Raw genomic sequence first — 14,255 nt, forward strand, 5'->3', positions numbered from 1 at the left:
GGGAAATGGCCGGCGGCGTCTTCGCTTTCATCACGGCTGCCGTCCCATGCCGCCATCGGGCGGCGACAGGGTGCCTACCGCGCTGCTGAGACCCGCAAGCGCCAGATAGCTGTTGATCGCATCACGGATGACCGCCACCCGTGCGCTGCTGAGCGCGCTCTGTGCGCTCAGCAAATCCTGCATCGTTGCCAGGCCGACACGGTACTGCGCCTGCACGGCCTCAAGTGCCTTGGCGGCGTTGGCTTCCTGCGCTTTCGCGCTGGGCAGTGCCAGACTGGCGCTGCGGAAGGCGTAATACGACTGCCAGACGGACAACCGGGTCGCGTTGATCGTGTCGTCGAGCGATGCGCGAGCCTGTGCCAGCTGGGCACGCGCCTGGGCCACCTGATAGGTATGCTGGAACCCCGTGAACAGCGGCACGGTCAAGGTGATGCCGATGCTGTACTGTTGGCTCGGCCCGAAACCGTTCTGGGCATGCCAGCCCTGATCCGCGCCCAAGCTGACGGTCGGCAGGTCGCTGCGCTCGGCAGCCGAAAGACCGGCATGCGCCGCCGTCACCTGATACTGCGCGCTGCGCAGGCCGGGGTTGGCAGCCAACGCGGCCTGCATCAGCGACGCCACCGACTGCATCATGGCCGGCGGCGCATCGACATTCAGCGCGGCCAGATGGAGGTGCATGTTCAGCGGCAGTCCGGCGGCGCTGGCGAGCGTGCCTGCATCGCTGTTCAGGGATTGCTCGGCCATGGACAGATTGGCCTGTGCCTGCGCCAGCGCCGCACGAGCCTGATAGAGATCGCTCACCGTGGCGCGCCCGGCGCGGTGCAGCGCTTCGGCGGCCGTCAAGGCCTGACGGCTCTGCTCCAGCGCCGCGCGATAGGCATCGAGCAGGGCGCGTTGGCCCAACAGGGCGTAATACGCCTGCTGTACGCCATAGAGCACCGACTGCACCGTGGCATTCTGGGCGAACTCGGCGGCGCGCACATCCGCGCGCGCTTGATCGATCAGCGCGGAGCGATGACCGAAATCCCAGATCAGGAACGTCAAACTGAAGTTCGGCGATGCCGTATCCTGCTGCGGCAAGGCAAACCCGGCAGCCGATGTCGTACGGCGCCGCTGCAAAGGCACCGACAGACTCAGGGTCGGCCACCAGGCGCTGCGCGCCTGGCCCAGCAATGCGGCCTGCGCCTGCAGCTGAGCCCAGGCCGCATGGGTGCGTGGATTGTTGCGCAGTGCCAGCCAGCTGATCTGGGCCAGACTCAGCGCCTGATTTTCCCAGCCGGGCGGCAGCGATGCCATCGTCGGCGTGGGCGGCGGGAGCGCTTCAGGTACCGACAGCAGCCGACCCGCGCCATGACCGAGCCCGTCATACGCGCCCAGGGGATCGGCCGCCCAGGCAATCGACCATGGCAGGATCAGCCCAAGGCATATCACCATGCCAAGCCCCCCTGCCCACCGACTCCGATCTGCGCGTCCGTTCTTCATGGATGCGTACTTTAAACCGCGTCGCGGCCTCTCCCACCAATTAATTGTTGTGAATTGTTGCCACCACGGCCGTCGCTCACAATTTTCAACATCCACAATCTGTCGCGCGCCGCGCATCGCGCTATGTTGACCACCGACGAGACTGCGTCGTCAACCCGACATCTCAAGGAGTCAGCCATGCACAGATCATTGAAACGCAACGCGTTATCCCTCGGCCTGGCCGGATTGCTGCTCTCCGGAGCCGCATTCGCGGAGGCCCCGCTGCAGGGGCACATGCAGGGGCCGCCCTGGCCCGGCCACCATGCGGGCCAAGGTTGCCGGCCAGCCTATGGCATGCATCATCGCATGGGCGGCGGTCTGCCGCTGCTGGCGATGGTCCAACGTCACGCCTATGCACTCAAGCTGACCGACAAACAGGCCAGCGAGATTGCCGTCTGGCGCAACCAGCACCTCAAAACGTCCGTCGAAACCCGCCGCGCGCTGCGGCAGAATTTCATGAAGCTCCGGCAGGCCGCGCTTGAAGGACAGGACAAGGTCTCCATGGATGCCATCGCCGCCCGCATCGACCAGGGGCGCGCCAAACTGCTGTCGATGCGCATCGAGCAGATCACCCTGCTCAAGCGCGTACTCACCCCTGAACAATGGAAGCAGGCAACCGAGTGGGCAAAGCGCTTCGAGCATCGCAAAATGGAGCGGTTCAAAGGCATGCACCGCCCCATGATGGGTTGATCGTACCAGCAGGCATCACGGCCGTCGCCGGCTTCGCCGGTGACGGCCTTTCCGAGGAACATGCATCCATGCCCAAGCTTCTGATCGTCGACGACGACCCTCGGCTGCGCAACATGCTGCAGCGTTACCTTGAAGAACAGGGCTTCGATGCCCGCGCGGTCGGCGATGCCGCACACATGGACAGGCTGCTGCAACGGGAACATTTCGACCTGCTGCTGCTCGATGTCCTGATGCCCGAGGAAGACGGGCTTTCGGTCTGTCGCCGATTGCGCCAAACGAGTCCCACGCTCCCCATCATCATGCTCACGGCACGCGGCGAGCTGCCGGACAAGGTACTGGGCCTTGAGCTCGGTGCCGACGATTATCTTTCCAAACCCTTCGAACCGCGAGAACTGGTAGCTCGCATCCGTGCCGTGCTGCGGCGTAGCGATGGCGAGACGCCCAGCGCCACGCCCGCCCCTGGAGAAATCCGCTTCGGCCCTTTCCGTCTCGATCTGGGAGAACGCCGTCTCTATCGCGCCGGTGAAACCATCGACCTCACCAGCGGTGAATTCGCCCTGCTGCATGCGCTTGCCTCCCACCCTTATCAGACCCTGTCCCGGGAACACCTCCAGGTACTCCTGACGGGCGGTAGCGATGCCAGCGAACGCAGTATCGACGCACAAATCTCCAGACTGCGCAGGCTTATCGAGGACAATCCGCGTCGACCGCGGTATCTGCAGACCGTCTGGGGCCTCGGATATGCGTTTTCCCCCAGCCCCGGCGACCATGCCTCCGAAACGTCACCCGGGACACCGCCCACATGAAATCCTCAACGACGCTCCGATTCTGGCCCGATACGCTGTTCACACGCATGGTGCTGTTGATTGCCGGCTTGCTGCTGCTCGGACAAGGGGCGCTCTACGGTTTTCTGCATGCATACGAATACGGTCCGCGCAGCCAGCGCCTGGCCGACCTGTGGGCACAAACCCTGATCCTCGCATCGGCCGTCCCACCTTCCGCCTACCCCACGCTGCAACGCCAGTTCGAACAACGTCATATAGCGCTCGTCACCACCGAGCAGGCGCCCGCGCAGGGCCATCCGCCCAAACACCGCTTTTTACGCCAAGTGCAGGCACGCCTTCAGGAACGCCTCGGCGACACTGCAGCGATACGCGTCGATCATGCCGCCCACATGCTCTGGCTAAGCTGGGCCGGCAGCCACCCGGTCACGCTAGGCTTGCCTGTCAAACAAGGCAGTCCCGTGCCCCTGCCGTATTTCAAGCTGGCAACGCTGCTGCTGCTCTCCCTGCTGGGCGGGTTCCTTGCCGCCCGGCAGATCAACCGCCCCCTGAGCACGCTGGTCGATGCGGTCGCGCGCTTGCGCGAGGGTCGCCTGCCGGAACCCGTCACCGAACGAGGACCCCGCGACATCCGGCAACTTGCCGTGCGCTTCAATCATTTGCTCACGGATATCGAATCGCTGATCCGCGAACGCGAACTCGTACTCGTCGGCGTATCCCACGACCTTCGCACCCCGCTCACCCGTATTCGCCTAGCCAGCGAATTTCTGCCTGGCGCAGCCGCCGACACTCGCGACGAAATAGTCGCCAATGTACGTGAGATGGATGCCATCATCGATCAGTTCATCGGCTATGCAAGAGACGGTCGAGAAGAACCGCCGAGCATGACCGCATTGGACCCCATGGTGGAGGCCGCCATCGAACGCAGCGGCTCGCAGGCGATCCGGTTCGATCCGGGGCTTGGTGCACATATCTTCCCGATGCAACCGGTCGGCATCGCCCGCCTGATCCGCAATCTGATCGACAATGCCCTCAACCACGGCGCCCCCCCCATCGAAATATCGACCCGGCTTGAGAACGGACATGCGGTACTGACCGTGCGCGACCACGGGCCCGGCATCGATTCACGTATTCTCAAAGAATTGCCGCACGCCTTCGTACATGGCTCGGCCAGCGGCGGAATCGGCCTCGGGCTTGCCATCGTCGAACGCATCGCCCGGAACCACGGCGGACACCTCGCACTTGCCAATCTGCCCACAGGTGGCTTCGAAGCCCGAGTCAGCCTCCCGACACGCCCTGAGTAAATGCGCGGACGCGCGATTGACTGATCTCGCATGCATCAGTATTATTCCGCCTCCATTCGGGCGGTTAGCTCAGCGGTAGAGCACTGCCTTCACACGGCAGGGGTCACTAGTTCGATCCTAGTACCGCCCACCAAATTAATCCTTGTAATACAATGGATTGCGAAAGAAGACCATTCCGTAAGGGTGGTCTTTTTTTGTGCAAAATACCCTCTCGTGGACAATTCACTGTCCACGTAGTGTCCATGGATTCCCGCTAGTACCCGTCTGTCTCTGTCCATGGATTGTCCGCATGGGCTATTCCGTACCCATTAGTTCCCCTCTGCATGTCCGTGAGTTATGGATACCCATAACTCATAACTCATAACCCTCACCCCACCGCTACCGTGTGCAAGCGGCCTGATCTAAGCGTTACCCCGAGCCTCTGTCGCACAGGCGATCTAGCGACCGCTCATCGGCTGATCGCCGCCTCACGTCAGCCATGTTTCTGTCACCCGTCCGCACACAAACTTCCTTGTCTGGTAACGAAGCACGCATCTCGAAACTATTGACTGAATGTGTTGCAAGCACATGTTTTTATTAACTATTGATGTTTGACGGCACCAGTTAACCGTGAGACAAATGCGCCAAGGGAGAGATCAACCGAGCGGGACTAAGAACATGAACACTGACAAGCTGCTTATGCCTTTTGCACAAGCGTACAAAGCGCTCTCAATGCCGCGACCAACCGCATACAAGCGCGCTCACGCGGGGAAATTCCCTGTGCCGGTTCACCAGATAAACGGACGGATGATGGTCCGATCTGCGGACTGGGCTGCATTCGTGCAAGCACTCGATAACGACGCATTCCGAGTAGGAGGTGCGTGATGGGCTTTCTCGACATCAAAGGCACAGACGACCCCAGTTTGGACGGCATGACCAACAAGCCTAAACCGAAGCCGAGCATGCCCCGCGTGACTCTCCGCATGGCCCGGCAGCGCCCGGCACTGGATTTCGTGCTGCCGGGGCTGTTGGTCCAGAGCGTCGGGCTGATCGTGGGACAAGGCGCGGTCGGCAAATCCATGCTCTCGTTGTCAATCGCTCTGGCCGTCGCGTCTGGGCGGTCTATAGCTGGTGTCTGGAAGCCAGCCGCTACCGGGAAAGTGACGGTTGTGATGGCCGAGGATGGCGTGGACGTTCTTCAAGAGCGTATGCACTTCCTGCGGGAAGCCGAGGGCATCACAGAGGACGAAGACGATGAAATCGACGAGCGCATGACCATCCTGAGCGGTCGAGGGTATGACCTTCGGCTAATGCAAATGGAGAACGGCAATGCCGTACTTGGGATGTGGTATGACGATCTGCTTGAGATAGCCAAGGACCAGCGCCTTGTGATCCTTGATCCGCTCAGGTTCTTGCACGACGCAGACGAAAACAACAACGGTGCAATGACGCGATTCATGCGCATCGTGCAGCAGATCGCCAGATTGACCGGGGCAACGTTCATCCTGTTGCATCACACGCGCAAGGGTGGTGCAGGCGACGGCGAGGATTGGGCCGCTGCATCCGGCGCAGGAGCGATCACGACAGCCGCACGGTGGCAGGCCAGCCTAAGACCGATGAACGCCACTGAGGCGGCAAATCAGGGCGTCCCTGACGAGATGAGGCCGGGATGGGTCCGGCTTGCAGTCGATAAGATCAATTACGGCCAGCAGCCGCAGCCGACGTGGCTACAGCGAACCGAGGGCGGCATTCTCATGCATGGAGATACCCCAAGCCATCTCAGTGAGATAGATCGAATCGCAATGCGGTACGAACGCGCAAGCAATGGAGGGGCGACCGTTGACGACCTCTACTAAGAAGACCCGGCTGATGTGTCACGAGCTGGAAGTACGCGGGGCCATGACCCAACTAGGACGAACAAAACTGGTCACTGACCCCGAAACAGGACGGCGTGTCGCAGAGCAGCAGGAGCGGACGACCCGCACCAAATGGGCTCAGATAACGGTCAGCGGTCAGATCAATGCCGTTCACCGACAAATCCTAGATGCGCTGTTTTTTGGTGGGTTCGAGCAAGTGCCGATGGGTGACGGTGGCGTGTCGGTAATTTGTGGCCGACGCGCGGTTCTGGCCCGGATGGGTATCGCTCAAGCCGGAGTGAAAGACAGGGCGTGGTTAGAGGACAGGATAGACGACCTGCGCCGCGCCAGCGTCCACGTGGTGCGCCCGGACGGCTCGTACTGGACCACTGGCCTAGTATCACTGCATGGAGAGTCCTCGCGCGTTACTGACGCGCGAGGACACCCGATCTACGTCGTGACATTCACACCCGAATATGTCGAATTCCTCAAATCGGCAACAGCACCCCTGATTTGGGCGAGTGAAGAGCTTGTCTTGCTCGCCAAGCTGCCCAGCTTCACAGCCCAGGTCGTACGGTTCATGAGGTCGCATAAACCCGGAAAGACGTGGTGGATGGACGTGATCTATCGCACCGTTGTGGGCGACAGCGAGTCAGACAGCACGACTGAAACGGCACAGCGGGTACGAAGGCGTCGGATACGTGAGCTGTTGGACCACGCAGATCAGGTCAGGCAGTTAGGTGTCGAGGTTGATAAAAAGGGCGCGAGAAGGGTCGGGGCGGACACCCAACCCCCCATCCCCGGACACTCAGCCCCCCATCGGCGGACATCCACCCCCCCATACGCGGACATCCAGCCCCCCATCTCTTAAGTTATTTAAGCCCTCTAAGGGCGTTAAGGGGAAACGCCCAATTGGGGCGTTCCCCAACGAACAAACCAAACCCAAAGCAAAGACATGGGGCGGGGAAAAAAGCGGATGGTTTGTACTCGATCCAGACAATACGTTTTCTCGTATCCGCCGCAGGCGGCCAGCCAGAACCCCGCGCTTTTTTCCCCGCCCCTGTTGGAGTTGGATTTGAATCGACGAGTCCAAAACCACCACCCTACTCTGACGGCTAGAACCCAACAGCCCCCAGCCGGATGGTAGCTAGGTGTTCTCAACCCTTCCTATGGCAAATCGAGAAGAAGAGCCTCGGATTACAACGTCTCCCCGATACCCACATTGACGGACAAGAAACGAAACATAATCGTCAATGCTTGGCTCTTGCTTGAGCGTATTATTCTCGGTCCATAGCTCGCTGACTGTATCGTCTGGGCTAACGACTGATGCGTAGTAGTCCGAAGTGCCGGGCTTGGGGTGGATCAACACAAGCTTTATGTGGTCAGTGTTGATTGCGCGTTGAAATGCGCCGACAGTTACAGGCTCGGCAGATGGCTTTATGGTCAAAACGGGCTTGTTCATTTTTAGTTGCTCCATATGGATTGGGTTTAGTGAAAGGACGCCTTTAATGGCCTCCATATAAATATGGTAACCAGCGCAAGCTTGTGCCTTTGTGGCGTCCAATCCATGTGAAACGAGAAAGGCCCGGTCTATCCGGGCTTTTTTTAGTCGTCGTCATCGAGGTCAGGCGGAGGCGGCGGCTCGGTCAACTTATGCCCCAAGGTCACAACCTTCTGCGGCGGCATTACCGGCGGTGGTTTGTAGTCCTCCCGCCAGCTCGGCGGCACGCTGCCCTCGAACTTCGCATTCGCCTGCTTGACCGGGGTTGGCGCTGCCGCAGGCCGGGCCTGCGTGGCGGCGGGCGCTGGGCGGCCCTGCGTGGCCGCAGGAACCGCAGGAACGACCCGGCCCGACGTGGCCGCTGTCTGCTGCTCGCCGGGGAGCGGGCGCTGCACGGGTGCCAAGCGCCCCTTCTCAACCGCCTTGCGGGCGTTGACCACCAGACGGCGCAGGCGCTCAGGGTTGCCGTCGCCACACTCGACCACCGGAGCAAGTACCTCGGCAATCTGGCCCCACGTGCAGCCGATACGTCGAGCGCCGTCGATGGCGTCAAGATAAGCCGCTAATTTCGCAGTCTTGGCCTTGGGCTCCATTGTCGTACCCCTCAGTTAAGACGACCGTCAGGTGGCGGCGTCGCGTCGCCAAGTCGTGGGTCGATTAGTGGTCGTGGTGGCGGGGCGTACAGCCCTTTTGCGACCGCTCGCCGAGCCCGACCTATTGTCGTTTGCAGGGACGCGGGGCTCATATTTCCCCACGCCCAAGAACCCTGCTCAGCGATCTCGCCCCACGTCAGCCCTTGGCGGCGGGCATCGTTAATCGCGTCCAATCGAGCGGCAACGCGGACAGTTTTGTTCTTCGGTTCCATAAGCCACCTCCGATGACTCAGATCAACAACGAAACAACCTTGATCAGGTACTTATTCGGTATTAAATCGGTACTACTACAACATCATCACAACAAACACTTTTACCGATGTCAACAATTATTTAACAAGTATTCAGACAACACTCAACAAGAACTCCGTTCACTTTCAGTGAACGTATAGAAATTCCCGAATCTCCTACGTCGATTCTAAGAGACGCACCAACGCATCCTCCGGATGCCTTGGTGCCTGCTCCGCAGCCTAAACCTCGCTCCGCTCGGCCAACTCGCCCCTCCGGGTCTCGCCCGTCGCCGCTTCGCGTCTCCGAAACCGCCCTCCGGGCCGCCTGCTTCACTCAGCTTGCGGGCCATACAAGATTTTGTATAATCGGTTTGTGAAGACACCGAAGCTAGTCGAGTTCAGGGGCAGCGCGTTGGACGATCTGCGTGCTTTCCCGTCAGACGCCCGCCGAGAGGCCGGCCATCAAATCGACCAAGTGCAGAACGGGCGTGACCCCGACGACTGGAAACCTATGCCGACCGTTGGGAAGGGTGTTCGGGAAATCCGTGTCCGCGACGCCACGGGCGCGTTCCGCGTGATCTACGTCGCCAAGCTGGCCGAGGCCGTCTACGTCCTGCACTGCTTCCAGAAGAAGACGCAGAAGACGGCCAAGAGTGACTTGGAGTTGGCTGGGCAGCGCTACCGGGATTTATTGAAGGAGCTAGGACGATGAGCAACGAACGATATGCAAGCGTGTGGGACGCCATTGAGGACACCCCCGAGGCCGCCGAGAACATGAAGCTGCGCTCGGCGCTCATGATGGCGCTGAAAAAGCATATTGAGGCTGCCGGGCTGAGTCAGGCGCAGGCCGCCAAGCTGTTTGGCGTGACCCAACCACGCGTGTCCGACTTGATGCGCGGCAAGATCAATCTGTTTGGCCTTGATGCACTGGTGAACATGGCGGCGGCTGCCGGGATGCATGTCGAACTGCGAGTGAAGGATGCGGCTTGAGCCAATCACCCACCCTCGCTTCGCCTTTCCCCACAGCCGAGCTGATTTAGATGGGGTTTGCGGGCGCTGGCATAGCAGTTTCGGCTGCGGCTAGCACCTCTTCTATCGCGCTAACGTGCCAGACACGGCCAAGGTCTGACTCAGAATTTACTCTACCTGAGTAGATTCCGAGGAATTCCCACTTAGCCACCCCTGCTGCCATTGTGGTCGAAATCCGTCCATTGTCGTTTAGATAAGTAAATACGTTGGTTCTATAGGCAATCACAGGGGAACCCGATTGACCTTGCCGAGTGCGACAGTCAATGAGAAAGGTTTGGTTGTCTGGCGTCACGATACCAAGTTCCTGAGCCATAAACCCGGTGGCCCATATAGGAAAGTGTCCAGTGGAAGACAACCCAAAGGGAAATCCTATTACGCTAATTGGCTCTGCGGGCCTTACTACCAACTTCTGGCGGTCAAGGTCAGTCTTTAGGTAATAGGGTAATTTTTGGACATCACTTCCCCATTTTAAATTTAGTGCAACCACATCGGCCGATGCACCTAGCCTCGGATGTTCAATCCACCATGGCGAATCGTCTTCCTTATATAGAGGCAGGCTGACGCAGTGCCACTCTCCGCGTTCCAGAGGGGGTTTGTGGAAGTAGATGCGGATAGTGTCTGGAATGGCGCCGTGTTTTTTATCCAGACACTCGCCGGTTTCTTGGTGCCGACCTGTGACGTTATGGCGGTTTGTAATCAATGCACAGTGCGAAGATTGATCATTTGCGACAAGAAATGCCGTACCGCTGCTCAGGAGGACATCCTTGAAGTACATTTCTATGTAGAGCGACTTGAGCGAAGGAATCTCTAAGCCCATGGTTAATGCGCTCCCTTGGGCGGGGATCATATCAGGGGGTATGGTGGATGGATCAGTACTCATCATAAATTCTCCTGCTTAGCTTCCAAGAATTATGCAGTCCTGCCGACTGTCCCTTTTGCCATTTCCCCATCTAACAAGGGATACCTCATAACGCTATTCCCGCAGGTCATGCGTACCCCATTACTAACTTACCCCAGCTTTGCCGCCAAATCCTCAGCCCGTGGATGATAGTAGCGTTTGAGCATCCGTAAGTCCTTGTGGCCAGTGATCGCCGCAAGCTCGATCAAGTTCGGCACCTTCTCTGCGAGCCGACTGGTTGCCTCGTGGCGTAGATCATGGAAATGCAGATCATCCAGCCCCGCCCTCTTGGTTGCCCTCACCCATGAGAGCTTGAGCGCGTTGGGCGTCACCGGAAATACTCGGTCATCCATAGCGGGTTTCTGACGGCGCAGCGCAGTCACCTTCGTCGCCTTCTGCTGTTCATCGCGCTTGGCCTTCAAGTCTTCGAGCACAGCCACGGCCCGGCTCGACAGTGGCACGTCACGCGCCTCACCGTTCTTCGTATCCGGCAGGTGAGCCACACGGCGGCGCAGATCGACATTCGGCCACGTCAGCCCCAGCAGTTCACCCCGCCGCATGGCGGTTTCAAGGGCCAGCATCACAAGCGGGCGCATATACGGGTTTTTCGTGCCTCGTCGGTACTTCTTGCCGTCCTCGCGCTCGCCCTCGGCGCTATGGTCGCCCAGAGCCGTCAGCAAGCGCGATTCCTCATCAACCTCCAGCCGACGATTACGCGCAGGCGGGTCTTTCGGCCTGCGGATGCCGGATACGGAGTTTTCGACCTCAATCATCAGTTCGCGCCGCGCCCAGTTGAGAACGGCGGATACGATGTTCAACTCGCGGTTGACCGTGGAGCCCTTGGCACCGGCAGCAAGCCGACGATCCCGCCATTCGGCCAACACGAGCGGTGAGAGGGCCGCTAGACGGTATTGGGCTATGGGATCGCCCATTAGGGTGCGAACACGCAGCGCGGCGGTTTCAGCGCCTTTCTGTGACGGCACCACGTCCAAGCGGTAGCGATCCAGCAAAGCGTATAGGGTAGTAGTTTCCGCGCTGGAGCGGTCGCGCCACACGCCGCGATCCATCTCCGATTCCTGCGCCCTTGCCCATGCGGCAGCATCCTCGCGCCGGAGGAAGGTTTTTCCTCGTGATGGGTAGCCCTGACGCCGGATTTTCGCTTGCCACCGGCCCGAATGAAGTTGCGTGATCGTTGCCATTTTGCGGGGGCCTCACTGTCCACAAGCTGTCCACGAGGCCCTATTATAACACCACTAATCACTTAACAATCATTGAGTTATAAGACTTTAATTAGCCCTTCACACGGCAGGGGTCACTAGTTCGATCCTAGTACCGCCCACCAAATAAAGGCTTATAAATCTGCCTGTTATAAAAAAAAAAGACCACCTAACCATGGTGGTCTTTTTTTGTCCAGGACACCCCTCTGGGACAGCACGAGTGTCCCCAATTGCCTGCATTTGCACCTCAGCGTGCGTACTTGGTCGTAGGGGATGAAACCATGCCCGGCCTTCTGATCTTCAATTTGGCCTTTGGCTTGCCCTCGTGGACTCGGCGCCTCTCCGCCCTAGATGTGCGATTGATACCGACGGTTCAGATCGCGCACTGCATTCGGATCGCTGTCCTCGCTGCGCTTCAAGCGCCCTGGTATCCGGGCGCGCCCGCCCGACGCGCAGGCGTCGCGCGCAAATCTTGTCAGGCAGTCTTCGTCAACGACAGGCGGATGACGAAGCGCGTGAGACCGCCCGCCGATTCTACGCTCACCGAACCGCCATGCGCCTCGGCGATGGATTTGACGATGGCAAGCCCGAGGCCAGCACCCTCGCCCGTATGCCGGCGCGCAGGATCGGCGCGGTAGAAGCGCTCGAAAAGTCGCGGCAGATGAGTCGGGTCGATGTCGCCCGGGTTCTCGACCGCGATCTCGACCGCGTCCGGCTCGGACGACAGGCGCACGCTCACCGACGAGCCGGCCGGTGCGTGTCGAATGGCGTTGCTCAGCAGATTGCTCAACGCACGGCGCAACATCAGGCGGTCGCCCTGCACGCTGGGCGCGTCTCCCCGCAGTTGCAGCGCGACGCCGCGGTCCTCGGCCCAGGCCTCGAAGAACTCGAACAGCGCCTGGCTCTCCGCCACGAGATCGACGGCGTCGCGTTCGAGGCGCAGCCGGCGGTTGTCGGCCTGCGCGAGGAACAACATGTCGGCGATCATCTTGCTCAGGCGTTCGTACTCCTCGAGATTGGAATAGAGGATCTCGCGATAGGCCTCGGCGTCGCGCGCGCGGCCGAGCGCGACCTGGGTCTGCGTCGCGAGATTGGTCACCGGCGTGCGCAGTTCGTGGGCGATGTCGGCGGACACGGCCGACAGGCGGCGAAAGCTGTCCTCGATGCGTTCTAGCATGTCGTTGAACGAGGTCGCCAGCTCGGCCAGTTCGACCGGCACCGCCTCGGGCGCCAGGCGCGTATCGAGCCGCGCCGAGGTGATGCCGCGGATGCGCGCGCTGACGTCGCGCAGCGGCGCATGTCCGCGCTGCACCGCGAACCAGGCGGCGGCGATGGCCAGCAGGCAGGCGAAGGCGGTGGTCAGCCAGAGCGTATGGCGGAACCAGTCGAGGAAATGCTGGTGAAAATCGGTCGACATCGCCACCGCGACGGTGACCGGCCGCAAGTGACCGGGAAGACCGGCGTCGATTCGCAGCAGCGCGCCGCGGAAACGGCTGCCTTCCGCGCGCCAGACACGCACGTCGCCGGCAGCGATCCGCGCGGCGGGGCTGCCCGTCGCCAACAGCGGCGCGAGGTCGGGGCCGGGCGAGGCGTACAACCGGCCGCCGTCGGCGCCGGTCACGCTGACGAACACGCGCTTCTCGGCGGAGACGGCGCGCGCCAGGACCTCGTGCAACGGCACTTGCGCCGGGCGCGTGTCGAGCGCGGTCACGACCGCGCGCGCCACGCCGGCAAGCACCCCGGCGTCCTGCTCGGCGAAATGGTGTTCGATCGAGCGTTCGATGACCCAGCCGAAGCCGAGAAACAGCAGGCAGGTGGCCAGCCCCACGCGGACCGTCACCCGCAGCGCAAGCGAGACTGGGCGGCGGCTCATTCGGCGTCCGGCAGGTCGAGCACGTAGCCCATGCCGCGCACCGTATGGATCAGCCTGGGCTCGAAGCCCTCGTCCACCTTGGCGCGCAGGCGGCGGATCGCGACGTCGATCACGTTGGTGTCGCTGTCGAAATTCATGTCCCAGACCTGCGAGGCGATCAGCGAGCGCGGCAGCACCTCGCCCTGCCGACGCACCAGCAGCTCCAGCAGCGCGAATTCCTTGTTGGTCAGGTGGATGCGCGCGCCACCACGGCTGGCACGGCGGCGCGGCAGGTCGAGCACGAGATCGCCCACCTCAAGGCGGTCGGCGACGGCCGGCGCGGCGCCCCGGCGCAGCAGGGTGCGCACGCGCGCGAGCAGTTCGGAAAAAGCGAAGGGCTTGACCAAATAGTCGTCCGCACCGAGTTCGAGGCCCTTGACCCGGTCCTCCACGCTGTCGCGCGCGGTGAGGAACAGCACCGGCACCTGCCTGCCGGCCTCGCGCAGGGCGCGCAGGATGCGCCAGCCGTCGACGTCGGGCAGCATCACGTCGAGCACCACGAGGTCGTAGTCGCCGGTCACCGCGAGATGGTGGCCGTCGAGACCATTGCGCGCCAGGTCGACCATGAATCCCGCCTCGGCGAGCCCCTGGCGCAGGTATTCGCCTGTCTTTTCCTCGTCCTCGACCACCAGTAGCTTCATGCCTTCGCCATCCCTCGCGCACGCGCGACCGGCCACAGCTTA

Annotated in this window: 12 protein-coding genes and 1 tRNA gene; 7 read left to right on the forward strand and 6 right to left on the reverse strand. The window is 61.1% G+C overall.

Translation table 11 applies throughout. The annotated features are described in order from the left end of the window. Positions 1–30: 30 nt before the first annotated feature. Positions 31–1,434: a TolC family protein gene (locus THPRO_RS03395; protein WP_161489925.1), complete on the reverse strand. Its 1,404-nt coding sequence runs from the start codon at positions 1,432–1,434 to the stop codon at positions 31–33. 225 nt (positions 1,435–1,659) lie between these two features. Between THPRO_RS03395 and THPRO_RS03400 the strand changes: the two genes are divergently transcribed. From THPRO_RS03400 to THPRO_RS03420, 5 genes are all read left to right on the forward strand, one after another. After that, positions 1,660–2,211 carry a hypothetical protein gene (locus THPRO_RS03400; RefSeq protein ID WP_145930679.1) on the forward strand — a complete coding sequence of 184 codons (552 nt, stop codon included), beginning with the start codon at positions 1,660–1,662 and terminating at the stop codon, positions 2,209–2,211. 68 nt (positions 2,212–2,279) lie between these two features. Then, a complete protein-coding gene (locus THPRO_RS03405; protein WP_038086993.1) occupies positions 2,280–3,017 on the forward strand; it encodes a response regulator in 738 nt (245 codons plus the stop codon). Beyond that, entirely contained in the window at positions 3,014–4,297 is a 1,284-nt protein-coding gene (locus tag THPRO_RS03410; RefSeq protein WP_065089211.1) for an ATP-binding protein, read from the forward strand. Before THPRO_RS03405 ends, THPRO_RS03410 begins: the two co-directional genes overlap by 4 nt. 58 nt (positions 4,298–4,355) lie before the next feature. Then, a tRNA-Val gene (locus THPRO_RS03415) sits at positions 4,356–4,430 on the forward strand. Between the two features lie 730 nt (positions 4,431–5,160). Further along, positions 5,161–6,132 (forward strand): helicase RepA family protein, encoded by a 972-nt coding sequence (locus tag THPRO_RS03420; protein ID WP_038086652.1) that lies wholly within the window; start codon positions 5,161–5,163, stop codon positions 6,130–6,132. Between the two features lie 1,605 nt (positions 6,133–7,737). Here the strand turns inward: THPRO_RS03420 and THPRO_RS03430 are convergent. Continuing rightward, complete coding sequence (locus tag THPRO_RS03430; RefSeq protein ID WP_038086661.1) at positions 7,738–8,226, reverse strand: hypothetical protein; 489 nt, start codon at positions 8,224–8,226, stop codon at positions 7,738–7,740. A 702-nt stretch (positions 8,227–8,928) separates the two neighbouring features. On the opposite strand from THPRO_RS03430, the gene THPRO_RS03435 reads away from it, so the two are divergent. Together THPRO_RS03435 and THPRO_RS03440 are read left to right on the forward strand one after the other, a co-directional pair. After that, positions 8,929–9,228, forward strand: a complete 300-nt coding sequence (locus THPRO_RS03435; protein WP_236717239.1) for a type II toxin-antitoxin system RelE/ParE family toxin — start codon at positions 8,929–8,931, stop codon at positions 9,226–9,228. Next, complete coding sequence (locus THPRO_RS03440; protein ID WP_038086666.1) at positions 9,225–9,506, forward strand: helix-turn-helix domain-containing protein; 282 nt, start codon at positions 9,225–9,227, stop codon at positions 9,504–9,506. The genes THPRO_RS03435 and THPRO_RS03440 overlap by 4 nt, the downstream gene beginning before the upstream one ends. 46 nt (positions 9,507–9,552) lie before the next feature. Here the strand turns inward: THPRO_RS03440 and THPRO_RS16195 are convergent, their stop codons facing one another. The 4 genes from THPRO_RS16195 to THPRO_RS03455 form a co-directional block, all read right to left on the reverse strand. Continuing rightward, the gene (locus THPRO_RS16195) at positions 9,553–10,425 is read right to left on the reverse strand and encodes a trypsin-like serine peptidase (protein ID WP_201786923.1); all 873 of its coding nucleotides are present in this window, start codon (positions 10,423–10,425) and stop codon (positions 9,553–9,555) included. Positions 10,426–10,553: 128 nt separating this feature from the next. Beyond that, positions 10,554–11,642, reverse strand: a complete 1,089-nt coding sequence (locus THPRO_RS03445; RefSeq protein WP_038086669.1) for a site-specific integrase — start codon at positions 11,640–11,642, stop codon at positions 10,554–10,556. Between the two features lie 493 nt (positions 11,643–12,135). Next, positions 12,136–13,533 (reverse strand): Cu(+)/Ag(+) sensor histidine kinase, encoded by a 1,398-nt coding sequence (locus THPRO_RS03450; protein WP_065089213.1) that lies wholly within the window; start codon positions 13,531–13,533, stop codon positions 12,136–12,138. Beyond that, entirely contained in the window at positions 13,530–14,213 is a 684-nt protein-coding gene (locus THPRO_RS03455) for a heavy metal response regulator transcription factor (protein WP_065089214.1), read from the reverse strand. Before THPRO_RS03455 ends, THPRO_RS03450 begins: the two co-directional genes overlap by 4 nt. Between the last annotated feature and the right edge of the window lie 42 nt (positions 14,214–14,255).

The sequence above is a fragment of the Acidihalobacter prosperus genome, from assembly GCF_000754095.2.
Taxonomy (GTDB): Bacteria; Pseudomonadota; Gammaproteobacteria; order DSM-5130; family Acidihalobacteraceae; genus Acidihalobacter; species Acidihalobacter prosperus.